The following is a 21191-nucleotide window of genomic DNA, read 5'->3' on the forward strand; positions in this document are numbered from 1 at the left end:
TGGAGGTAAGTCAGACGGCCTGGGCGATCACGTGCAGCCGGTCGCCGCTGAGCGCAGTGCCGCCGAGATCGGCTGCACGCCCCGGCCAGCCGGTCTCGGTGCGGGGTCCGGGCGTGTCGAACAGTGCCCGCACCTCGAATCCGGTACGTCGCAGGTGGCCGGTCAGCTCCAGCGGAAACAGCAGCCGCCACGCCGAGGTTTGGACGAGGGGCTCGTCGGACTCGGGGATCTGCCACTGCCGGCGGCGGCGCAGCAGCTGCGCGGCGTGGTCGATCCACAGGGTGGTCTCGGCCCGCCAGGTGTGACCGTGCCAGGAGAAGGACCAGCGGGTGGGGCCGTCGAGGAGTTCGGTATTGCCTAGGAAGAAGGCGCCGTTGCGCATTTCCGCGATCAGCAGCCCGCCGGGAGGCAGGTGCCTGCGGCAGCACTGCAGGCACGATTCCAGCTCGGCGTCGGTGTGGCAGTACAGCAGGGCACTGTCGAGGCAGACGACGGCATCGACGCTCGCGTCGACGTGGAAGCTGCGCAGGTCGCCGACCGCGGCACTCACACCCGGATACTGTTGTAGCGCGTACCGCACCATCGCCGGCGATCGGTCGATGCCCAGGCAGCGGTATCCCCGCCGGGCCAGATATCCCAGATCGCGGCCGGTGCCGCAGCCCAGGTCCAGCACCGTCGCCGGTTGTGTCCGCGGCGCCGGATCGTCGGTGTTCAGGTAGGTCGCGAGAATGTCGTCGACGAACCGGGCGGCACTGTGGTCGGGGTCGGGAAACCGTGCCTCGTACAGAGCGGGATTGTCCGTCAACAGGTTCCGTGCCTCTGTGGTTGCGGTCATGTCCGCGCTCCGGTCGGGTCGGCGAGCAGGCCACGGCGGTGCAACAGCCAGATCCCGGTGGCCGAACCCCACGCGAGGGCGACGCACACCAGCGCTCCTGGCCACCCGTTGCCCAGGTCGAGGCCGTACCCGATCAACGCGTTGCCGCCGGCGGCGGCCACCCCGGAGACCAGGTAGAACATCCCGAACAGAGTTCCGGAAATCTTCGACGCCCCGTACGCCGGGATCAGTTCCATCACGAACGGCTGCGCGATCAGGATTCCCGCTTCGAGGATCAGCGCGGAAAGCAACAGCGGCGCCAGCGCCAGCGCGATCCGTCCCGCGCCGTGGGAAGGTTCGCCCCACAGGACCGGCAGCGCTACCACGAACGCGGCGCCCATCAACATCAGCCCCGCCGTGACGGCGGTGCCCCGACTGGTGTGGCGATCGAACCACCGGGTCAGCCGCACCTGGGTGAGCAGACCGAAAACAGTGCTGGACAGGAACAGCACCGCAACAGCTCCATCCCAGTCGGTGATCCGCCCGGCCAGCACCGGATACACCAGATACATCTGCGTCTGCAGGGCGAACATCCCGAGCATGGCCACCGTGAACAGCACGAATCGACGGTCGGCCAGCACCGCACCCCAGCCGCGGAGCACCGTCGTCTCGGCGCGGTCCACCGGGTGTACGGGCAGAAACCGCAGCTGCGCCAAGGTGAGTGCGGCGAAGACGACCGCCGCGGCGACCGCGACGGTACGGAAGTCCACCGCCAGCAGCGCGCTTCCGATCAACGGTCCGGACAGCGCCCCCGCCTGCGCGAAGACGTTGAAGACCGCGAACGCCTCCGCCCGGCGCCGGGGTTCGGCAACCGCGATATAGGAACGCACGGCCGGGTTGAACAGAGCCCCCGCCAATCCCGACAGGGCGGAGGCGAGAAGCAGCAGCGGCACGCTGGTGCCGACGGCGAACACCGCAAAGCCCACCGACCGCAAGGCACAGCCGGCGATGATCACCCGATGCGGTCCGAGCCGGTCGGCAGCGGTGCCCCCGATCAGGAACAAGCCCTGCTGGCTGAGGGTGCGCACCCCGAGGATCAGGCCGGTGATCGCCAGGGACAGACCCAGGTTCCCCGTCAGGTGCATCGACAGGTAGGGCACCAGCATGTAGAAGCCGGTGTTGACGCCGTACTGGTTGAGGACCAGCAGCTGCACCGAGCGAGGGAAGCTGCGCAGCAGAGCGAATGTCCCCACCGGCGAGTGTGCGGCGATCATCGCGGTTCCTCGTCGTCGGGGCGGTGCACACCGAGTCCGGGCAGACCGCTCGGACGCAGCGTGCCGTCTTCGCCACCGAGACCGACCCACGGGTCCCGGGCCAGAAGCAGGTGTCCGTCCAGGTCGCACCATCGGGCCAGGGACGCCAGCTGCGCCGCCGGGGCGATGCCCAGCGAACTGCACACCAGGCAGCCGAGCATCACCTCCATTCCGCGCGCGCCGGCCGCCGCGGCCAGTGCGTGGGCGCGGTAGATGCCGCCGCACTTGGCGAGTTTGATGTTCACCACGTCCGCGAGGCCGGTCAGCTCGTCCAGGTCCGCCAGGCCGTGGACGGCCTCGTCCGCGACGAGCGGAAGATCGGTGCGGCTGCGCAGCTCCCGCATTCCGTCGCGGTCGTGCACCGGCAGCGGTTGTTCGAGCGCGACGATCGGCAGACCACCGCTGTCGGCGAGCACCGACAGGGCGGTGGCCGCGGTCCACGCTTCGTTCGGGTCGACGATCAGATCCACGCCTGGAGCGGCAGCGGCGATGGCGGCCAGCCGCCGTACCGATTCGGTCGGGTCGGCGTCGGTCTTGACCTTCAGCAGAGCGAACCCACACCCGGACAACTCGGCGGCCTCGGCGGCCATGTCCTGGGGCGCACCGATTCCGAGGGTGCGGGAGATCGGGATCTCGGCGGGCAGCGGCAACCCGAGGTGCGCAGCGACCGTCTGCCTGTTCACGCGTGCCCGGTAGTCGGCGACGGCGGACCACACGGCGCCGGCAACCGCCGGGTGCACCTGTGCCGGAATCGTTTCGGGGATCACTCGGGCACCGCAGTACGCCGCGACTGCCCGCAGCTGGGTCTCGATGTGGTGCACGTCCAGGCCCGCGAACACGGAGGTGACGACCTCGCCGCGGCCGCACGATCCCGTTTCGGGATCGGTCACGGTGACCGTGACCGCCTGGCGGGACGCCATCACCGCCCGGCTGATCCGGAACGGCCGGGCCAGGGCGAGGGTGCTCACCGACCAGGTCAGGCTCATCGCGCCGTCTCCATCCGGTCCCTCGCCGACGGGTGCGGGGCCCGCACGGATTCGCACCGCGTCCAGCACTCCGCCGGGTCACCGCACTCGGCGATCTCGTGCGGATGTGTTCGCGGCGGAGCGAGCAGGCCGTGCCGAGCGCACCAGTCGTCGTCGAAGATGGTGCGCAGGTAGCGGTCGGGGCCGTCCGGAAAGACGGTGACCACCGGGCCCGGCCAGCGGGTGGCCGCCCACCCGGCCACCGTGGCCACCGCACCCGTCGACCAGCCGCCGGTGTGGAACCCGTCCCGCGCCAGGCTGCGGCAGGCGTGCACGGCCTCGCGCGGGCCGACCCAGTGCACCTCGTCGAACATCTCGTATCGCACATTGCCCGGATGCACGCTGCTGCCCAGTCCCCGCATGACCCGGCAGGCGGCAGGCTGTCCGAAGATCGTCGACCCCACCGCATCGACCCCGATGATCCGCAGGTCCGGCCACACCTGCCGCAATCGCAGACCCACTCCGCTGCTGTGGCCGCCGGTGCCCACACTGCACACAAGCACGTCGGCCCGCTCGATACCCTGTGCGGCCAGGCCCGCGACGATCTCGTCGGCGAGCCCGTGGTAGCCCACGGCGTTGTCGGGATTGTCGTACTGGTTGGGCCAGTACGCATCCGGGTCGGCGGCAAGAATCCGGTGCAGGACGTCGAGCCTGGCCTGCTGCCACCCGCCCTCCGGGTGCGGACGGCCCACGATCTCCAAGGTGGCACCCAGCGCGCACAGCAGATTGCGCATGGCGGGTTCGAGCTCGCAGTCCACCACCAGGGTGACGGGGTGGCCGAGCGGCTGTGCCACGTATGCCAGCCCGACCCCCAAAGTGCCGCTGGTGGATTCGACGATCCGCGCGCCGTCACGCAGTTCCCCGCGTCGCCGGGCACCGGCCAGCATCGACAGGGCCGACCGCGCCTTGAGCCCACCGAAGCCGAGCGACTCGATCTTCGCGAAGTAGCCCGGATGCGGGTTCGGCACCGGGGTGAGGATGCGCACGAGTGGGCTGTTCCCCACCCGCGCCGGCGAATCGATCACGGTCATCGTGCACGCGACCCCTGGTACAGGTAGATCGGGCCGGCGTCCCCGGTCAGCCAGAAGAACGGGTACGGCTCGGCGGAGAGTGCGTCGATGCCGCGTCCGAGCAACTCCCGGGCGACCGCGGCGCCACTCTGGGCGAACATCGTGACCGGAAGCCGCCGGCCGGACCCTGCCACCCGCGCGAACAAGGTGTCGACGGAGCCGTTGCCCAGCATCATTCCGCTGGCCAGCACCGCATCACACTCGTCGAGATGCTCGGCGAAGTCGGTAACGATCGGCTCACCCCACTCGGTGGTGCCGCCCTTCAGATCACACGGCACGTACCGCAGCCCGCGCTCGCGCAAGCTGACGAGCAGCGAGTTGACCACTCCGATCACCAGCACCCGCCCGTCGGGTGGTGCGTCGACCAGCCCGGTCACGTGATGCGCCCGGGCCAGCGAGCGCTGCAGCGAATCCCCGGAATCCAGCTGCACCGTCACTGCGCGGGGCTCACCCGAGTGCGGGCGCTGGTGCGTCAGGTAAGCGTCGAGTGCGGCGATCTGCACGGCGATCTCGGCATGGTGCAGCAGATCGGCCACCGCCACCCCTGCGCACGCGTGCACGATCTCCGGATCCACCGAGCCCGGCTCGACCGCGCACGAGCCCGTCGCAGCCCCGACCCGCAGCGAGATCACCTGGTTGCGGTAGCCGCCACTGCGCCCGCCGTGCCGTACTCCCTGTGACGTGGTGAACGCAACCGACACCACCACGTCGTGCGCGGGACGCCGGGCAGGGTCGGTGCGGTAGCGCTCGAGAAGCGCAGCCAGGCGACCGTTCGTCGCGGTACCGATCGCTGAGGTGGCGGTCACGACGCCGGCTCCTCGCCGTATGTGGCGGAGATCGACGACAACAGGCGCTCCGCCAGCGGGCGGGCGCCGGACCGCTCCGGCGAGATGACGACGACGCTGCCCAGGTAGCTGTTGTTGTCCATTCCCGGCGTGGTTCGGTGACCGGGCCCCTTGAACGCCGCCGAAACCACCGACGGATCGGCTGCGACGGTGTCCACTCCCTCGATTCCGGTGACAACACCCGCCCTCGTCGGCACCAGCATGCTCACGGCTGCGCTCGAGGGCCGTCCGCCGTCACGGTGCTCGTCCGGGACCGTCGGGACGATCGGCTCGCGTCCCAGTGCAAGCTCGACCGCCACCCGCGGCAGGTCGACTCCGCTCACATGCCGGATCAGCTCGGTGATCTGATTGCCGGCCGGCCGTGGATTGATCTCGATGATCCGCGGCCCGGCGGCGGTCAGGCGTAGTTCGGTGTGCACCACACCGTGATCGAGACCCACCGCATCGATCGCCTCCTCCGCGGCGGCCATCACTCTCGCGCGGTCCCCCTCAGCCAGGTCGGCCGGGAACATGTGCCCGGTCTCCACGAAACCCGACGCCCCGCCCAGGCTCTTGTCGGTCACACCGACCGTGTGGACCTTGCCGCGCGAAATCCAGCTCTCCACACTGAATTCCGGGCCGGTGAGGAACTCCTCGAGCAACACCGTCGAGTTCCGCCGCTGCCCGCGCGCATTGATCTCGAACCCCCGCAGCGCGTGCACCGCCGACTCGACATCCAGCCAACTGTCCGCGCGTCGCACGAACATTCCCGCACACAGATCGGTGGGTTTGACCACCAAGGGGAATCCCACCGACTCGGCCGCGGTACGGAGCCGGATCGTGTCGTCGACCGACGCGGTGGTGTGCCGCGGCCCCGGGACACCGACGCAATCCAACACCGCCCGGGTGCGCGCCTTGTCGCAGGCGGTCTCGATCGCCTCGGGTGTCGGACCGGGAAGTCCGAGTGCGGAGGCAATTCGCGCGGCGGTCGGCAGGTAGTAGTCGCAGCTGGTGAGGACGCCGTCGATCCTTGCCTCGGCATCGATCCGCCGCGCCGCCTCGAGTGCGGCAGCCGGATCGTTGGTCTCGGCAGTCGCTACCGCGCGACCGAGACGCAGCGGATGCGGGGAACCGTCCGGCAGGATGTCCGGGTAGTGCTCCGGCCGTCGGGTCAGGAACGTGAACTCGACTCCCAGGTCGGCAATCGCTCTCGGCAGCAACGTTCCCATTGCGCCGACCCAGCTCTCCACCAGCAGTAGGTGTGCCACACGTGGCCTTCCGCTCGCATCTCCCGCAGTACCCAGCGCCACAGAAGCTACTGATAATCGTTATCGTTAGCAAGACCGGGGTGTCGAAGATTGCAAGCCTGGTGAGAACAGGTGCCCAGGAAAGGTCCGGCAGCTCGTGCCGGTCAGCCGATCGAGCCGGGGCTCGATACCAGGCCGGCCGGCGACCCCGGCGACGCCGGGAAAGCCCGGAACAGCGGTGCGAACGAGATCGCGACGAACGACTGGCGGGCTGCTCACTCCGCCGGGTCATGGACCCCTTCCCCGCCCGAGGAAGTCGCACGGGAGATCTCGGTACGGACCGCCAGGACGGCGTCCCGATGCGCGGCATCGGTGGCGACGTTGCAGCCGAGCGCGAGATCCTCGAGGAGAAGACCTCGATGGGCCGCGAGGATGCGCGAGGCGACGGACCGGGCCGCGCCCGGTGACGCGCCCGCGGCCTCGATCGCCGCGGCCATGGGGGCGACCCATTCCGTCACCACCGGGACGAGGAATGTCTGCTGCAGCTCGGGATCCCGCGTCGCCGCGACATAGATCTCGAAGAACATGGCGGTTCGTCGGCGCCCATCCGGCGTGTGCGCTTCCGCCCACGCCATCTCGAGCCCCTGCGAGATCACGGCGGTCACGTGGGCGGCGGCCGCCGACGGCGACGACTCGTCGGCCGAGAGATCGCGGATCCGCAGGAGCAGATCCCGCGACGCGGTCAGATGGGTCACCAGGGTGCGGTCGACGATCTCGACGATCAGGTTCTCACGACTGCCGAAGTGGTGGAGGAGATTTCGGGTCGACGTTTCGAGCCGATCGGCCAGCGGGCGGAGGGTGAGACCGAACAGCCCCTGCTCCTCGGCGTAGGCGCAGCAGCCCTCGAGGAGTGCGCGCCGACGCTCGACATCCTTGTGGCGACCCATGCCCGCGAGTTTATACTCCACTTGTTTCATGAATCAAACGTGGAAGGAATAGTGGTGATGCAGGCACCGTCCCGCGACGACGTCCTCGGATCGTTCGTCAACAGCTCGCGCAGCAAGATCAGGACGGTGACGTTCCCGCCCGACTTCGACACCGTGCGCTGGGCGGAACTCGACTTCTTCGGCTGGACGGACCCCCGAGCCCCGCTTCGCGCGTATCTGATTGCCCAGCACGCCGGGCAGGTGGTCGGAATCGAGTTGCGACAGGCCGAGACCGACAGGTCCCGGCCGCGCAGCACGATGTGCACCATCTGCCACGCCGTTCACCGCATCGGCGGAACGGCGCTGTTCACGGCACGCAAGGCCGGCGCCGGCGGCAAGGCCGGAAACAGCATCGGAACCTACATGTGCAGCAACTTCGCGTGCTCACTGTATGTGCGAGAGCTGCTGCCACTGCCCGGCAATCAGCCCGATCGAGCACTGCCCAGCGAGACTCGGATCCGCCACCTCGAGACCCGACTCGGTGGCTTCATCGGGCGGGTGCTCGACGAGCAGGACCCATAACCCGCTGTCCACTACCCGAGCGGCGCCATCACCCGAGCGCATTTACGCGAAGGACCACAGTCCCAGACTGTCGCGCCACGTGGTACCCGGGTACGTGGTGCGAAACAGGCCGCGGCGCTGCAGTTCCGGGACGACGAGGTCGACGAAGTCGTCCAGCGAATCCGGATACGCCGGACACATCAGGTTGAATCCGTCGCAGGCGCCGGCAACGAACCACTCCTCGACGAGTGTGTGAGATCGTCGACGACTTCCGCGTTCGTGATGGCCGCAGACGGCAGGGGCCATGGTGCGGCTCACACTCCTGACGGTAGGCTGAACGGTGTGAGTAGGGCCAGTTCGGCGCGCCAACGGTTGCTCGCTTTCGGTTCCGGTGAAGACTTGTCGCGACGCGCCCGATTGTTGAGCGACGTCCACGACGCGGTGATGTCCGGTCGGACGCCGCCGGTGCCTCCGCGTGACGTTGTCGCCCGGTCGTGGTCGCGTCTTCGGGCAGACGGTGTCAGTCCCGCCCGGTGTGAGGACGTCGTACTCGCGGACGTCTCCGAACTCGAAGCTCGCCGTGCGCGAAGTGCCCTGAGGTCGGTTCTGCCCGAGCTACGCGGCGCCTTGACCGAGGTGGCGAGCGACGCGAACTTCATCGTGGTCGTCGCCGACTCGGACGGGGTGGTGCTGTGGCGAGAGGGTGCACGCGACGTGCAGAGGGAAGCTGACGTCCTCGGATTCGTGGAAGGCGCCCGCTGGTCGGAGAAGTCGGTAGGCACCAATTCTGTCGGCACGTCGCTGGTCGAGGACGCTCCGGTACAGCTCTTCTCGGCCGAACACTATGCGCGGTCCCACTACGGCTGGTCGTGTACGGGGTCACCGGTCCACGATCCACGCTCCGGCGAGGTACTCGGCGTACTGGATCTCAGCGGGTCGGCGATGTCGGTGCATCCGGCCACCGTGGCCCTCGTGCAGACGGCTGTGCGGTTGGCTGAGTCGATGCTCTGGCGCGAGCATGCCGCCCACCTCGACAGGCTCCGTACTGACGCGGCGCCGGTGCTCGCAAGGACGTGCGGGCCTGCTGTCGTCGTGGACGGTCACGGCTGGGTCGTGGCAGCCAGCGGCATCGGCGTTCCCGAACGACTGGCATCACCGGAGGCCGACCGACCGCTGCTCGTGCCCGGTCTCGGACTTTGCGTACCCGAACCGCTCGGTGACGCATGGTTGGTGCGCCGCCGCGCGGAACGGACGGCCATCGAACTCGAACTCGACCTGGGGGCGGCCCCTCGGGCGACGGTGCGGGGGGAGATGGAATGGACGCGTGCCCTGTCACCGCGGCACGCGCAGATTCTGCGGGTATTGGCACGTACCCGATCGGCCGGTATCGATGCCGCGTCGTTGAGCGAGGCCCTGTTCGGCGACCGGGACCACATCGTTGCCGTCCGCGCCGAGGTCTCCCGGCTGCGCAAGAGCCTCGGCCCTGTGCTGACGCCCCAGCCGTACCGGTTCGCGGACGGTGTCGAAGTCCGTGTGATCAGGTGACATTCCGCCTGCGAACATCTCGCTCCGAGCCCCGCCGCCTCCGTGTCGACGAATCCGGGGGCACGCGTGCCCTGCTCCCGGGGCTCACACCGCGGCGGACCGGGATCCTCTCCGAACCCGGTCGCTCCGATTCGGCGCGGCGCGCGGCGCAGGGGTGCGCGCAGCGACGAAGTTGCGCAGGTCCGCACGTAGCCGGGGGTGCAGTCGTAAGGCGACAGGGCTGTCGAGGATCTCACCCAACCGGATCAGATAATCGGCTGGGGTCATACCGAATTCGACCAGAAGGTCGCCGGGACTTCCGCCCCCGTACGGCAGCCGGCGACGGGCGAATTCGATGATGCGGTCGTCTTCGATAGCGGAACTCATGTGGTCAATCTCCTGACGGGTGCGCTTCGGCGAGATGGCTGAGGGGAGCCGCGAGTTCACGGCGGTGGTGAGCCATGGCGTCGGCGTAGAGGCGGCCGGCGCGGTACGAGGAACGCACGAGCGGCCCCGCCAGGACGCCGGCGAAACCGACCTCCTCGGCGGCCTTCGAGTACTCGACGAATTCTTCCGGCTCGACCCACCGATCTACCGGGTGGTGCCGCGGCGAGGGACGCAGATACTGGGTGATGGTGAGGATGTCGCAGCCGGCATCGTGCAGGTCGATCATCGCCTGCTGCACTTCCTGTGGGGTCTCCCCCATACCGAGGATCAGGTTCGACTTGGTGATCAGGCCGAAGTCGCGGGCCGCGGCGAGCACACCGAGCGAGCGTTCGTAGCGAAACGCGGGGCGGATCTGCTTGAAGATCCGCGGCACGGTCTCGAGGTTGTGGGCGAGCACCTCGGGCCGGGATTCGAACACCTCGGCCAGCAGGTCGGGCCTTCCGCTGAAGTCGGGGACGAGATTCTCGACGCCGGTCCCGGGGTTGAGGGCGTGGATCTGTCGGACGGTTTCGGCGTAGAGCCAGGCGCCGCCGTCGGGCAGGTCGTCGCGGGCAACCCCGGTGATGGTGGAGTACCGAAGTCCCATCGCGTGCACGGACTCGGCGACACGGCGGGGCTCGTCCCGGTCGAGGTCGGTGGGTTTGCCGGTGTCGATCTGGCAGAAGTCGCAGCGGCGCGTGCACTGCCGACCGCCGATCAGGAACGTGGCTTCGCGGTCTTCCCAGCATTCGAAGATGTTGGGGCATCCGGCTTCCGCACACACCGTGTGCAGTCCTTCGCGTTCGACCAGGCTCTCGAGTTCGGCGTACGCAGGACTCGTCTTGACGCGGGCCTTGATCCAGTTCGGCTTGCGTTCGATGGGGGTTTGCGCATTGCGGACCTCCAGTCGAAGCAATCTGCGGCCCGACGGAACCGGCCCCTCGGATGATGTTCCAGGTATGGGATTCACGTTTTGTTCGATTCCTGGGCGTGAGTTCCCGCCGAACCACGGTCCCACCCGGGTCCGCGGTTCGACGGGACTTGCTACATGTTGATCGGACGGCCCAGTGCGGCCAGAACCGATTCGTGCATCGCCTCCGACAGTGTCGGGTGCGCGAAGACGACCTCGGCGAGATCGTCGGCGGTCGCCTCCAGGGATCGAGCGATGCCGAATCCCTGAATCTGCTCGGTGACGTCCGGGCCGACCATGTGGGCACCGAGGAGTTCGCCGCTGTCGGCGTCGAAGATCGTCTTCACGAAGCCGTCGGCTTCGCCGATCGCGAGCGCCTTTCCGGACGCCTGCAGATCGAACTGCCCGATCTGCAGGCGACGGCCGGTCGCACGCGCTCGTTCTTCGGTGAGACCGAGGCTGGCGACCTGCGGCCTCGCGTAGGTACAGCCCGGAACGTAGTCGCGGTCCAACGGCCGGACGTGATCCGCACCGGCGAGCTTGTCCACACACAGCACGGCTTCGTGGCTGGCCTTGTGGGCGAGGCAGGGTGCGCCCGCCACGTCACCGATCGCGTACACGCCGAATGCGGTAGTGCGACACCACTGGTCGGTGGTGACGAATCCGCGATCGACCTCGACACCGAGTTCCTCGAGGCCGAGACCCTCGACGTTGCCCTGGATTCCGGCCGCAACGAGAACTCTGTCCACGGTCGATTCGTCGATCGTTCCGTCGGCCGACCGGACGGCCACGGTGACGGCATCCGTGCCGACCGTCAGTTCGGACACCGAGGCGCCGGTGTGAATCCCGATGCCTCGCTTCTCGAACTGCCGCCGTACATGGCCTGCGACGGCAGCATCCTCGACCGGCATGATCTGCGGGGCCAATTCAACGAGGGTGACGTCAGTCCCGAGATCGTTGTACAGACTCGCGAATTCGACGCCGATGGCACCGGATCCGATGACCAGCAATGACTTCGGCAGCTCCGACGGGACCAGAGCATCGAAGTATGTCCAGACCCGGTCGCCGTCAGGCACGACACCGGGAACCGAACGCGGCCGGGCTCCGGTGGCCAGGATGACGTGGTCGGCCCGATACTCGGACACCGACTCGTCCGCGGCCGTCACTGCGACGACTCCCTTGTCGAGCAGCCGCGCCGACCCCCGGACGACGTCGATGCCGTTCTTCTTCATCAGGTAGCCGATGCCGTCGGACAGTCGCCCCGACACCGACCGGCTGAACTCGACGAGGCGTGCCATGTCGAATTCCACACCACTCGCACTGAACCCGAGCGGCCGAAGGTTCGCCAGCGTGTGGGCGACATCGGCACCGTGCAGCAACGCTTTGGTAGGGATGCACCCCCAGTTCAGGCAGATCCCGCCGAGCCGGTCCCGCTCGACGACGGCGGTGCGCAGACCGTACTGCGCGGCACGGATTGCGGCGACATAGCCACCCGGCCCGCTGCCGACGACGAGGACGTCGTATTTCTCTGTCATGGTGTACCTCTCAGACCAGCATCAGCGCGGGTGACTCGACGAAACGCCGGAGTTCTCGCAGGAAGGTCGCGCCGAGCGCGCCGTCGATCACCCGGTGGTCGCACGAGAGCGTGACGGTGAGCATCGTGCGCGCAACGACCTGACCGTCGACGACGACGGGACGCTCCTGTGCGGCACCGACCGCGAGGATGGCGCCCTGCGGTGGGTTGATGATCGCGTCGAATTCCCGCACACCGAACATGCCGAGATTGGACACCGTGAAGGTGCCGCCCTGGAACTCGCCGGCCGCCAGTTTCCCGGTCTTGGCCTTGGTCACCAGCGACTGCACCTCCCCGGAAATCTCGGCGAGAGTCTTGCCGTCGGCGCCGCGCACGATCGGGGTGATCAGACCCGACGGCAGTGCGACAGCCACCGAGATGTCGGCACTTGCATAGCGCAGCACCGACTGTGTCGCCTCGTCGAACTGAACGTTGACATCGGGCACCTTCCGCAGCGCTGCGGCACACGCCTTGACGACGAAATCGTTGACCGACAGCTTGACGGCCGGAACGGTTGCATTGATCTTTGCCCGCAAGGCCAGAAGATCGTCGATCTGCAGGTCCGCGGTGAGCCGGAAGTGCGGGGCGCTGCGTTTCGACTCCTGCAACCGCTGCCCGATCGCCTTGCGCATCGCGGTGAACGGAATCGTCTCGAACTCCGCCTCCGCGACGGGTTCGGGCGCTGCGACGACTTCCGGTTGCAGCCGGAACCGGCGCTCGGCCTCGCGGACGTCGGCCTCACACACCCGGCCGCGTGACCCGGTGGCCCGGCAGTCGTGCAGGTTGATCCCGAGGGATGCGGCCAGACGTCGGGCCAAGGGGGTGGCCGGGACGGTGCTGTCGTCCTCGAAGGAACGTCCCGGTATACCTGACCGCGTCGGCGACGGCGGTTGTGCGACGGTTCCACCGGCCGCCCGGATCGTGTCGTGGATGTCGGCAACGGAGATCCGGCCGTCCCGGCCGGTCCCCGTCACACGGGCCAGGTCGATCGACAACTCGTCCGCCAAGCGGTGGGCGTGCGGGGTCGCGAACACGTCACCGTTCGTCCGTCCTCGCAGGGCATCGGGAACGATCGTCGCACCGGGACGCTGACGGGACCCGGTGGTCGCCCCGGTCACCGGTACCGATTCGTGGGCCGCCGGCGCCGGCGGGCTGCTCTCGAGATCCGGCTGCGCGGGGGCGGGCTGTCCGCCCGGTGAGCGGCCGGACTCGGCCGGGGTCGGCACCTGATCCGCCCCGATGCCGGCGAGGAATTCCTCGATATCGGCGTCGGAGACTGCGGCCTCGGCCGACACCGCCAGCACCGCACCGACCGGCAACGTCTCCCCCGGCTTGGCGACGACCCGTCGGAGCACCCCGTCGAACGGCGCCTCCAACTGGTTGGCGATCTTGCTGGTCTCGATCTCGCAGATCAGGTCGCCCTTCGAAAAGGACGCTCCCTCCTCGACCAGCCACTCCGCCACGGTGCCTTCCTCCATGGACAGGCCCCACTTCGGAACTTCGATCAATTTGATCTCACTCATGTCAGGCACTCACAACCTTGCGGACGGCGGCCTCGATCCGAGCCGCGTTCGGCAGCCACGCCTGCTCGAGGACCGGGGAGAACGGCACCGGAGTGTGCGGCGGGGTGACCAGTTCGATCGGCGCCTTCAGTGACCCGAAAGCACGCGTCGCGATCAGCGCGGCGACGTCGTGACCGAACCCGCAGCGCGCCGCGGACTCGTCGGCGATCACTACCCGGCCGGTGGACGCCACGGATTCGAGGATGCCCTCCTCGTCGAGCGGCGACACCGTGCGGGGGTCGACGACCTCGACGGAGATCCCCTCGGCGGCCAGCTTGTCCGCGGCGGTGTTGGCGGCGTTCACCATCGCCGACAGCGCGATGATCGTGACGTCCGTGCCTTCACGGGTGTAGTTGGCGACACCGAACGGGATCGTGTACGGCTCGTCCGGAACCTCGCCCTTGACGTCGTAGAGTGTCTTGTGTTCGCAGAACACGACCGGATCGTCGTCGCGAATCGACTGGATCAGCAGGCCTTTGGCGTCGTAGGCGTTCGACGGGGCGACGACCTTGAGGCCGGGAACGGCGGCGAACACGTTGTACGGTGACTGCGAGTGCTGAGCGGCGGCGGAGAATCCGGCGCCGATCATGCCCCGCACCACCAGCGGGGTACGGGCCTTGCCGCCGAACATGTACCGGAACTTCGCCGCCTGGTTGTAGAGCGCGTCGTAGCAGACTCCGAAGAAGTCCATGAACATCAACTCGGCCACCGGCCGCAGCCCGGTCAGAGCAGCGCCGGCTGCCATGCCGATGATCGCGGACTCGGTGATCGGGGTGTCGATGACACGGTCGGAACCGAACTCGGTCCACAGACCCTTCGTCACCCCCAGCACACCGCCGAACGCCTCCACCTTCCCGGACTCGAGTTCCGGATTGGTGCCGGCGTGACCACCGCGCAGGTCCTCACCGATCTGCACGACCGTCGCGTCCCGCTGCATCTCCTGTGCGAGTGCGGCCTTGATCGCTTCGCGATATGTCGTCTTCGACGTGGTCATTTTCGTTCTCTCTCTCAGTACGACACGTAGACGTCGGTCAGCAGGTTCGTCAGCGGCGGGTACTCGGCAGCTCGCGCCTTCGTGACGGCGACGTCGACCCGTTCACGAGCCTCGGCGTCGATCGCATCGAGTTCCTTCGCGGTGACCTTCTTGCCGTCGACCTTCGCGCGGAACTTCACCAGCGGATCCTGGGTCCTGCGGAGTTCGGCGACCTGGGCCGCGGTGCGGTACAGCTGGGCGTCGCCCTCGAAGTGGCCGTGCCAGCGGTGTGCCACCGCCTCGATGGTGGAGGGACCGCCTCCCCTGCGGGCTCGTTCGACCGCCTCGCGCGCTGCCTCGTGGACCTCGAAGAAGTCGGTACCGTCGACGGTGGTGGCGGGCATCCCGAACGATGCGGCCCGCCCAGCGATACTCGGTGTGCCGACCGCGTAGTCGCGGCCGGTGGCCTCACCGAATCCGTTGTTCTCGATGACGAAGACGATCGGCAACTCAAGCACGACCGCCATGTTCATGGCCTCGAACACGGTGCCCTGATTGGATCCGCCGTCGCCGGTGAACGAGGCCGCGACACCGCCGTTCCCCAGGGTCTTGGCGCTCAGCGCAGCGCCGATCGCCAGCGACGGGGCACCGCCGACGATCGCGTTCGCGCCGAGCATGCCGACCGACAGGTCGGCGATGTGCATCGATCCGCCCTTGCCGTGGCACAATCCGTCGTTCTTGCCGAAGATTTCGGCCATCATCCCGTCGAGGTCACACCCCTTGGCAATGCAGTGGCCGTGCCCGCGGTGGGTGGAGCCGATGTAGTCGGTGTCGTTCAGGTTCTCGCACACACCGACTGCGATCGCTTCCTGCCCCGAGTACAGGTGGATGAACCCCGGGATGTCGCCGGTCGCGTTCTCCTCGTGCAACCGGTCCTCGAATTCGCGGATCTCCGACATCTTCCGATACGCGCTCAGTAATGCACTCTTGTTCAGCGCCATTGCTCTCCTCTACTTTCTGTCTGAGGGCCGGCCGCACAGGTTCAGGCCCCGAGCGTGACGAGACTTCGTGACGGTTCTCGTCTCACGCCGTGTAACCCAGGCCACGAATGTAGGGAGAGGGGGCGAGCCCACTCAACGTTGCAGCGGATTGCAGCCCGGACCCCGCACGAGCACTCGCGGTGGCAGCCGGGCCGAGCGCCGCACGGAACGCGCGCGAGCTGGGTACCGCGCGCCCGAGAAGCAGGCACGGACTGGCGCCGCGCGAGGAGAGCATCCGACATCCGCTCGGCGCGGGGGTTGCTCCGGGTACTCCCGTCGGCACTTCATGCGCCCTGATCCGGCGGTGTCGGTAGTAAACCGGTGAAGACCGCTGTGTGCCTGGTGAATTCAGTGGTCGGTGGTCACACCTCCTCCACCCCGCGGATGGCAGCCACCGTCACGAAGGCCACTTGGCTGGAATCCAGGTCGTTGCGCAGATCCTGATGTGTCCCAGCCGGGCCATCCGCTCGAACACCGGTGCATCGGCGGCAGTGAAGTCGTCGAGCACGGCGGCCATGCGCCTGTGGTGCTCGGCCGACACGGCCTCGGCGATCGCATCCTCGGTCGGGTCGACCGCCCGCTCGCCATGCCCTCGTTGTCCCGCTGTTGCACGGGAACATCGTTGGTCACCACGAGCGCCTCGGAGGGCTCGGTTGCGACCGATCGGATGCGGTGCGGAACTGAGGCGTCGAACCAGCAGGTGTCACCGATCCGCGGCAATGACACCCGCCCGTCCGAAACCGAATTCGAGTGCACCGGCACGGACAGAAGTCGACTGGGAGTGCCGCGGACCGCGGCATACCGTATCGGCTGTTCCGCCGGCGGCCGCAGCCGATCCTCGACATGTTGGGCGCCGGATCACGCGCGCCGACGGTCTGGGTGCAGTCCGCCGGGGGCGGCGCAGGACGCGCCGACGAACCGCTGTCGGCGGGGCCCAGGCCGCGGTGTCGATCAGAGCTGGTGACCGCTGGCGCCGCTGGTCGCTAGAGCCACTGCCCGCTCTGGACCGACAGCAACCGGTCCATCGCGTCCGGGGACCACGTGCTCTCGGGCGGTTCGGGTGCCCTGCGGCCCCGGCGCGGGGCGCCGAGTTCCGGGTAGAGGCTGCGGGAGACCTCCCGGGCGGCATCCACCACGAGGGGCGCGACCCGCTCGAGCTGCGCGGTGCGGGCATCGCCACACAGCGAGATCGCGGCGACCGGACCGTCGTGCCCGCGCACCGCGACGGCGACGCAGGCAACGCCGCGTACGGACTCGCTGCGCTCGAACGACAGACCGCGCCGCTGCCGGATCCGGCTGAGTTCCTGGTGCAGGGTCGCAAGGTCACCGATGGTGTGCTCGGTGCGGCGGGCCAGGCGCCGCTCGTACAGGTCGTCCACGCGTTCGGGCTCGAGCCACGCGAGCATCGCCTTGCCGCCGGCAGTGGTGTACGCCGGTGCCCGGCCGCCGACCCGCGAGGGCAGCGCCGCGGCGAAGCGGCCGCCGACCTTGTCGAGGTAGACGCTCTCGGCGCCGTCGAGGACGGCGAGGTGGACCACCATGCCGGTCTGCATGTGCAGCTCGTGCAGGAGCGGCGCCGCCGACGCCCGGATCTCCCCGTGGCCGCCGTCCCCGCCGCCGAGGCCGAGCGCCCGCCGGCCGAGGCAGTAGCCGAAGGATGCGTGATCGACCCAGTTCAGCTTCACGAGCTGATCGAGGATGCGGTGCACGGTCGAGCGGGGCAGCCGGGTGCGGCAGGCCACCTCCTCCAGCGTCAGCCGCGAGGACCGGCCCTCGAACGCGTCGAGGATGAGTGTCATCCGTTCGACCATCGACGGCGGCACGTCGCGCCGCGGGGCGGAGGTAGCTGTCGGTTCCGTTGCTTCGACGACTGCCATCTGCGGCCTCCCGATACATCTGCTCCCGGGGTGGGAGCGGGAAAACTGAAATGAATTCTGAAAGTGTATCAGCTCACTCTCGCCACCAGTAGTGATCGGCGGCGCGAATCTCCCACCTGCGACCCTGACGCGCCTCGCGTCCACGATCGACCCGGATCCCGCTCATCGGAACGTCGACCGCGACGGAGCGATGCCGTCCGGTACAACGGACCGACACCCTCCCAGTCCCGGCAGCGGAGAGGCTCGCATGCGCATCGGAATCGTCAGCCCCGTCGTGGTCCAGCACCCCGGCGTGCACTCACCGTGGGAACGCGCCGCCGGCGTCGACGACCTCGTCCGGGTGGCCCGGACCGCCGACCGGCTCGGCTTCCACCATCTGACCTGCAGTGAGCACGTCGCCGTGCCGGTGGACATTGCGGACACCCGCGGAGGCACCTACTGGGACCCGCTCGCCACCCTGAGCTATCTCGCCGCCCGGACGCACCGCATCCGGCTCGCCACCCAGGTGCTCGTCCTGGGTTACCACCACCCGCTCGCGATCGCCAAACGCTACGGCACTCTCGACGTCCTCAGCGGCGGCCGGCTGACGCTCGGCCTCGGGGTGGGCAGCCTGCGCGAGGAGTTCGACCTCCTCGGCGCCCCGTTCGACGACCGGGGCGCCCGCGCCGACGACGCCCTGGCCGCGTTGCGCGCCGCGTTGTCCCGACGCCTGCCGGAGTACCACGGGTCCTATTACGAATTCCAGAACCTGCTCGTGGAGCCGCACGCCGTCCAACCCCGCGTCCCGCTGTGGATCGGGGGCCGCACGCTGCGCTCGCTGCGCCGCGCCGTCTCCCACGGCGACGGCTGGGTGCCGTTCGGTCTGCCCCTGCCCGACCTGACCGCGATGCTGGGCCGGGTGGACCTCCCGCCGGGCTTCGACGTCGTCCTCGACACCGGGGCGCCCCTCGACCCGCTGGGCGCGCGCGAGCGCACCGTCCGGTCCCTGGAACGCCGTCGCGAGGCCGGCGCCACCGTCGTGGGGGCGACCGTCGCCGCGACCGGCGTCGAACACTACTGCGAACAACTCGAGTGCCTGCGGGCACTCGGCACCGACCTGGGGCTGGACTTCGCCCCGGCCGAACCGTCCGAACAGGAGACCCGATGACCGACACCGCAGCGACCGACACCGCACAGCTCGTCCAGTCCCTCCTCGCCCGCGTCCAGCTCCTCGAGGACAAGATCGCCGTCCAGGAGATCGTCACCGCCTACGGCCCGGCCGTCGATGCCGGTGACGCCGACGCGGTGGGCGAATTGTGGACCGAGGACGCCGTCTACGACGTCGACATGCGCACCATGAACGGCCGCAGGGAGATCATGGAGATGGTGCGCACGCGGCCGCACCAGGACTACATCCACGAAGGATGCGGACACCTCCTCGACCCTGTGCACATCCGGGTCGAGGGTGACACGGCCGTGGCCACCTGCCATTCGCAGCTGCTGCGTCACGACGAGAACGGCTTCCGCGTCTGGCGCGTAACGGCCAACCGCTTCGAACTCGTCAAGAACGACGGTCGGTGGCGGATCCGCAAGCGCACCGCACGGGTCCTCGACGGCCGCGACGAAGCGCGCGAGCTGCTCGCCCGAGCCGGCCACTGACGTGCCCCGAAGACCGGGAACGGCCGGCCCCGGATGTGGGGCCGGCCGCTTCCGTGTCCGACGGCGTCAGGCGTCGACGGTCGCGTTCTCGAGCGTCGCCTTGGCCCACCGATAGTCCGCCTTCCCCGCCGGTGAGCGCATCACCTCGGGAACCGGCACGATCGTCTTCGGGATCTTGTACCCGGCGATCAGGGTCCGGCAGTGATCGGCCAGTTCCGTGGCCGAGGGCGCTTCCACACCGGGACGGAACTGGATGGCCACCGAGACCCGTTCTCCCAGTAGCCGATCCGGCACTCCTGCCACCACCGCATCGAGGACGGCTGGATGGCTCTTGACGGCCTCCTCGACCTCCTCCGCGTAGACCTTCTCGCCGCCGGTGTTGATGCACGCCGAGCCGCGGCCGAGTACCACGATCGAGCCGTCCGGCTCCACGGTGGCCAGGTCGCCGAGCAGGCACATGCGCACGCCGTCGCGCTCGGGGAACGTCGCCGCGGACTTGTCCGGGTCGTTGTAGTAGCCGAGGGGAACGTGGCCGATGCGCGCGAGGTAGCCGATGGTCTCCGAGCCGGGCTCGACCTCGGCCAGATCCGTGTCGACCACTCGTAGCGTCGGCGACGGGGAGATCCGGGCACGGCCGTCCGAACCGACGTCGAGGGTGCCGGTCGCGCCTGCCTCCGACGAGCCGAACGAGTTGCGCAGGTAGACGTTCGGCAGCAGCTCCGCCAGTTGCGCGCGCACACTCGCCGACCACAGCGCCCCGCCGGAACCGATGACCAGCAGCGAACTCAGGTCGAACTCCTTGCCGCGCGCGGCCACCGCATCGGCCAGCGGCCGGCTGATGGCGTCGCCGACCACCATCACGATCGCGATCCGGTGCCGTTCGATCAGGCGTAGCGCCTCCACCGGCTCGAACGACCGCATCAGCACCTGCTTCGCACCCGTGAACAACCCCATCAGCACCGAATACATCGCAGCCCCGTGCATGAGCGGTGCCGTGACGAGATAGGACATCGGGTGCTCGTTTGCCGCGGCGGCCGCGGCGAGATCGGCAGGGCTGCGGTGCGGTTCGCCGTACGGGTTGCCGCCGGCCAGCGCCGCCAAGTAGAAGTCCTCGTGCCGCCACATCACCCCCTTGGGCATGCCCGTCGTGCCACCGGTGTAGAGAATGTACCGGTCGTCGCCGCTGCGCTCACCGAAATCCCTCTCCGCCGAGACGCTCTCCGCAGCCTCCGCATACCGCACCACGGTCGCACCCGCACCTGCCGCAGCCTGTTCGAGCGCCGCCGTCTCCGCGCTTCCGACGACGACGATGTGCCGCAGCCGTGAGGTGTGCGGCACGGCCTGCGCCGCGACGTCGGCGAACTCGTCGTCGAGCACGAGTGCCACGAGGTCCGCATCGGTGTAGAGGTGCACGAGCTCGGCACCCACGTAGCGGAAGTTGATGTTCACGGGTACTGCGCGAATCTTCAAACAGCCCAACATGACCTCGAGGAATTCGAGGCTGTTGCGCATGTGCAGGCCCACATGATCACCTGCGGTCACTCCGACGGCCGCGAGGTAATGCGCGACCCGGTTGGCGCGGGCGTCGAACTCGGCGTACGTCCGGGACTCGTCCCCGCAGCTCAGGGCCGTCCGGTCGGGTATCGCATCGACGACGGCCTCGGTGAGGTCGGCCAGGTTCAGAGACATCGCGGGTCCTTCCGGAGTTCGTGGGTGGGCGAGGACGCGCACGCCCACGCGATCGTCACGTGTGTGCCGCGGATCACAGCGGCCTCAGTAGAACATATTCCTATTCCGGGATCAACGGCCGGATAGCGACGAGCGAGGAGCCAGGCCCCCAGCCTTTCCGCAGGCTTCGAAGACCGCCTGCCACCCCAGGGACCGCGGT

19 protein-coding genes and 1 pseudogene are annotated in these 21191 nt (G+C 68.7%); 4 read left to right on the forward strand and 16 right to left on the reverse strand.

Annotation, left to right across the window (positions count from 1 at the left end):
• Window positions 1-10: 10 nt before the first annotated feature.
• The 7 genes from ISO16_RS12180 to ISO16_RS12210 form a co-directional block, all read right to left on the reverse strand.
• Complete coding sequence (locus tag ISO16_RS12180) at window positions 11-835, reverse strand: class I SAM-dependent methyltransferase (protein WP_072636146.1); 825 nt, start codon at window positions 833-835, stop codon at window positions 11-13.
• Window positions 832-2088: an MFS transporter gene (locus ISO16_RS12185; protein ID WP_072636147.1), complete on the reverse strand. Its 1257-nt coding sequence runs from the start codon at window positions 2086-2088 to the stop codon at window positions 832-834. Before ISO16_RS12185 ends, ISO16_RS12180 begins: the two co-directional genes overlap by 4 nt.
• The gene (locus tag ISO16_RS12190; protein ID WP_072636206.1) at window positions 2085-3113 is read right to left on the reverse strand and encodes an enolase C-terminal domain-like protein; all 1029 of its coding nucleotides are present in this window, start codon (window positions 3111-3113) and stop codon (window positions 2085-2087) included. The genes ISO16_RS12185 and ISO16_RS12190 overlap by 4 nt, the downstream gene beginning before the upstream one ends.
• The gene (locus ISO16_RS12195) at window positions 3110-4183 is read right to left on the reverse strand and encodes a PLP-dependent cysteine synthase family protein (RefSeq protein ID WP_072636148.1); all 1074 of its coding nucleotides are present in this window, start codon (window positions 4181-4183) and stop codon (window positions 3110-3112) included. The genes ISO16_RS12190 and ISO16_RS12195 overlap by 4 nt, the downstream gene beginning before the upstream one ends.
• On the reverse strand, window positions 4180-5028 hold the full coding sequence (locus ISO16_RS12200; RefSeq protein ID WP_072636149.1) for a hypothetical protein: 849 nt from the start codon (window positions 5026-5028) through the stop codon (window positions 4180-4182). The genes ISO16_RS12195 and ISO16_RS12200 overlap by 4 nt, the downstream gene beginning before the upstream one ends.
• Window positions 5025-6314, reverse strand: a complete 1290-nt coding sequence (locus ISO16_RS12205; protein ID WP_072636150.1) for an ATP-grasp domain-containing protein — start codon at window positions 6312-6314, stop codon at window positions 5025-5027. The genes ISO16_RS12200 and ISO16_RS12205 overlap by 4 nt, the downstream gene beginning before the upstream one ends.
• A gap of 254 nt (window positions 6315-6568) precedes the next feature.
• Window positions 6569-7270: a TetR/AcrR family transcriptional regulator gene (locus ISO16_RS12210; protein WP_230304532.1), complete on the reverse strand. Its 702-nt coding sequence runs from the start codon at window positions 7268-7270 to the stop codon at window positions 6569-6571.
• Between the two features lie 27 nt (window positions 7271-7297).
• On the opposite strand from ISO16_RS12210, the gene ISO16_RS12215 reads away from it, so the two are divergent.
• The gene (locus ISO16_RS12215; protein WP_050036436.1) at window positions 7298-7801 is read left to right on the forward strand and encodes an FBP domain-containing protein; all 504 of its coding nucleotides are present in this window, start codon (window positions 7298-7300) and stop codon (window positions 7799-7801) included.
• A 42-nt stretch (window positions 7802-7843) separates the two neighbouring features.
• Here ISO16_RS12215 and ISO16_RS12220 read toward each other — a convergent pair.
• Window positions 7844-8026, reverse strand: a pseudogene (locus ISO16_RS12220) (LLM class flavin-dependent oxidoreductase); the annotation flags it as partial.
• 171 nt (window positions 8027-8197) lie between these two features.
• On the opposite strand from ISO16_RS12220, the gene ISO16_RS12225 reads away from it, so the two are divergent.
• A complete protein-coding gene (locus tag ISO16_RS12225; protein WP_206530954.1) occupies window positions 8198-9325 on the forward strand; it encodes a helix-turn-helix domain-containing protein in 1128 nt (375 codons plus the stop codon).
• Between the two features lie 84 nt (window positions 9326-9409).
• Here the strand turns inward: ISO16_RS12225 and ISO16_RS12230 are convergent, their stop codons facing one another.
• The 7 genes from ISO16_RS12230 to ISO16_RS12260 form a co-directional block, all read right to left on the reverse strand.
• Entirely contained in the window at window positions 9410-9691 is a 282-nt protein-coding gene (locus tag ISO16_RS12230) for a DUF3263 domain-containing protein (protein WP_072636152.1), read from the reverse strand.
• A gap of 4 nt (window positions 9692-9695) precedes the next feature.
• Window positions 9696-10700 (reverse strand): lipoyl synthase, encoded by a 1005-nt coding sequence (lipA, locus tag ISO16_RS12235; RefSeq protein ID WP_072636153.1) that lies wholly within the window; start codon window positions 10698-10700, stop codon window positions 9696-9698.
• Between the two features lie 74 nt (window positions 10701-10774).
• Complete coding sequence (gene lpdA / locus ISO16_RS12240; protein WP_072636154.1) at window positions 10775-12175, reverse strand: dihydrolipoyl dehydrogenase; 1401 nt, start codon at window positions 12173-12175, stop codon at window positions 10775-10777.
• 10 nt (window positions 12176-12185) lie between these two features.
• On the reverse strand, window positions 12186-13736 hold the full coding sequence (locus ISO16_RS12245; protein WP_072636155.1) for a 2-oxo acid dehydrogenase subunit E2: 1551 nt from the start codon (window positions 13734-13736) through the stop codon (window positions 12186-12188).
• A 1-nt stretch (window position 13737) separates the two neighbouring features.
• Window positions 13738-14769 (reverse strand): alpha-ketoacid dehydrogenase subunit beta, encoded by a 1032-nt coding sequence (locus tag ISO16_RS12250; RefSeq protein WP_017679840.1) that lies wholly within the window; start codon window positions 14767-14769, stop codon window positions 13738-13740.
• 14 nt (window positions 14770-14783) lie between these two features.
• Window positions 14784-15749 carry a thiamine pyrophosphate-dependent dehydrogenase E1 component subunit alpha gene (locus ISO16_RS12255; RefSeq protein WP_072636156.1) on the reverse strand — a complete coding sequence of 322 codons (966 nt, stop codon included), beginning with the start codon at window positions 15747-15749 and terminating at the stop codon, window positions 14784-14786.
• A 1022-nt stretch (window positions 15750-16771) separates the two neighbouring features.
• On the reverse strand, window positions 16772-17665 hold the full coding sequence (locus ISO16_RS12260) for an IclR family transcriptional regulator (RefSeq protein WP_043798636.1): 894 nt from the start codon (window positions 17663-17665) through the stop codon (window positions 16772-16774).
• A 247-nt stretch (window positions 17666-17912) separates the two neighbouring features.
• On the opposite strand from ISO16_RS12260, the gene ISO16_RS12265 reads away from it, so the two are divergent.
• On the forward strand, window positions 17913-18812 hold the full coding sequence (locus ISO16_RS12265; protein WP_072636157.1) for a TIGR03619 family F420-dependent LLM class oxidoreductase: 900 nt from the start codon (window positions 17913-17915) through the stop codon (window positions 18810-18812).
• On the forward strand, window positions 18809-19303 hold the full coding sequence (locus tag ISO16_RS12270; protein ID WP_072636158.1) for a nuclear transport factor 2 family protein: 495 nt from the start codon (window positions 18809-18811) through the stop codon (window positions 19301-19303). The genes ISO16_RS12265 and ISO16_RS12270 overlap by 4 nt, the downstream gene beginning before the upstream one ends.
• 66 nt (window positions 19304-19369) lie before the next feature.
• Here ISO16_RS12270 and ISO16_RS12275 read toward each other — a convergent pair whose 3' ends face one another.
• Complete coding sequence (locus tag ISO16_RS12275; RefSeq protein WP_072636159.1) at window positions 19370-20992, reverse strand: acyl-CoA synthetase; 1623 nt, start codon at window positions 20990-20992, stop codon at window positions 19370-19372.
• Window positions 20993-21191: the final 199 nt, after the last annotated feature.

The sequence above is a fragment of the Rhodococcus sp. M8 genome, assembly GCF_015654185.1.
In the GTDB taxonomy this organism is placed as follows: domain Bacteria; phylum Actinomycetota; class Actinomycetes; order Mycobacteriales; family Mycobacteriaceae; genus Rhodococcus; species Rhodococcus aetherivorans.

Bases quoted from the DNA above. Each gene is read 5' to 3' on its own strand.
- ISO16_RS12180 (WP_072636146.1), bottom strand. From the start codon at position 835: ATGACCGCAACCACAGAGGCACGGAACCTGTTGACGGACAATCCCGCT.
- ISO16_RS12185 (WP_072636147.1), bottom strand. From the start codon at position 2,088: ATGATCGCCGCACACTCGCCGGTGGGGACATTCGCTCTGCTGCGCAGC.
- ISO16_RS12190 (WP_072636206.1), bottom strand. From the start codon at position 3,113: ATGAGCCTGACCTGGTCGGTGAGCACCCTCGCCCTGGCCCGGCCGTTC.
- ISO16_RS12195 (WP_072636148.1), bottom strand. From the start codon at position 4,183: ATGACCGTGATCGATTCGCCGGCGCGGGTGGGGAACAGCCCACTCGTG.
- ISO16_RS12210 (WP_230304532.1), bottom strand. From the start codon at position 7,270: ATGAAACAAGTGGAGTATAAACTCGCGGGCATGGGTCGCCACAAGGAT.
- ISO16_RS12215 (WP_050036436.1), top strand. From the start codon at position 7,298: ATGCAGGCACCGTCCCGCGACGACGTCCTCGGATCGTTCGTCAACAGC.
- ISO16_RS12230 (WP_072636152.1), bottom strand. From the start codon at position 9,691: ATGAGTTCCGCTATCGAAGACGACCGCATCATCGAATTCGCCCGTCGC.
- lpdA (WP_072636154.1), bottom strand. From the start codon at position 12,175: ATGACAGAGAAATACGACGTCCTCGTCGTCGGCAGCGGGCCGGGTGGC.
- ISO16_RS12245 (WP_072636155.1), bottom strand. From the start codon at position 13,736: ATGAGTGAGATCAAATTGATCGAAGTTCCGAAGTGGGGCCTGTCCATG.
- ISO16_RS12250 (WP_017679840.1), bottom strand. From the start codon at position 14,769: ATGACCACGTCGAAGACGACATATCGCGAAGCGATCAAGGCCGCACTC.
- ISO16_RS12255 (WP_072636156.1), bottom strand. From the start codon at position 15,749: ATGGCGCTGAACAAGAGTGCATTACTGAGCGCGTATCGGAAGATGTCG.
- ISO16_RS12260 (WP_043798636.1), bottom strand. From the start codon at position 17,665: ATGGCAGTCGTCGAAGCAACGGAACCGACAGCTACCTCCGCCCCGCGG.
- ISO16_RS12265 (WP_072636157.1), top strand. From the start codon at position 17,913: ATGCGCATCGGAATCGTCAGCCCCGTCGTGGTCCAGCACCCCGGCGTG.
- ISO16_RS12270 (WP_072636158.1), top strand. From the start codon at position 18,809: ATGACCGACACCGCAGCGACCGACACCGCACAGCTCGTCCAGTCCCTC.
- ISO16_RS12275 (WP_072636159.1), bottom strand. From the start codon at position 20,992: ATGTCTCTGAACCTGGCCGACCTCACCGAGGCCGTCGTCGATGCGATA.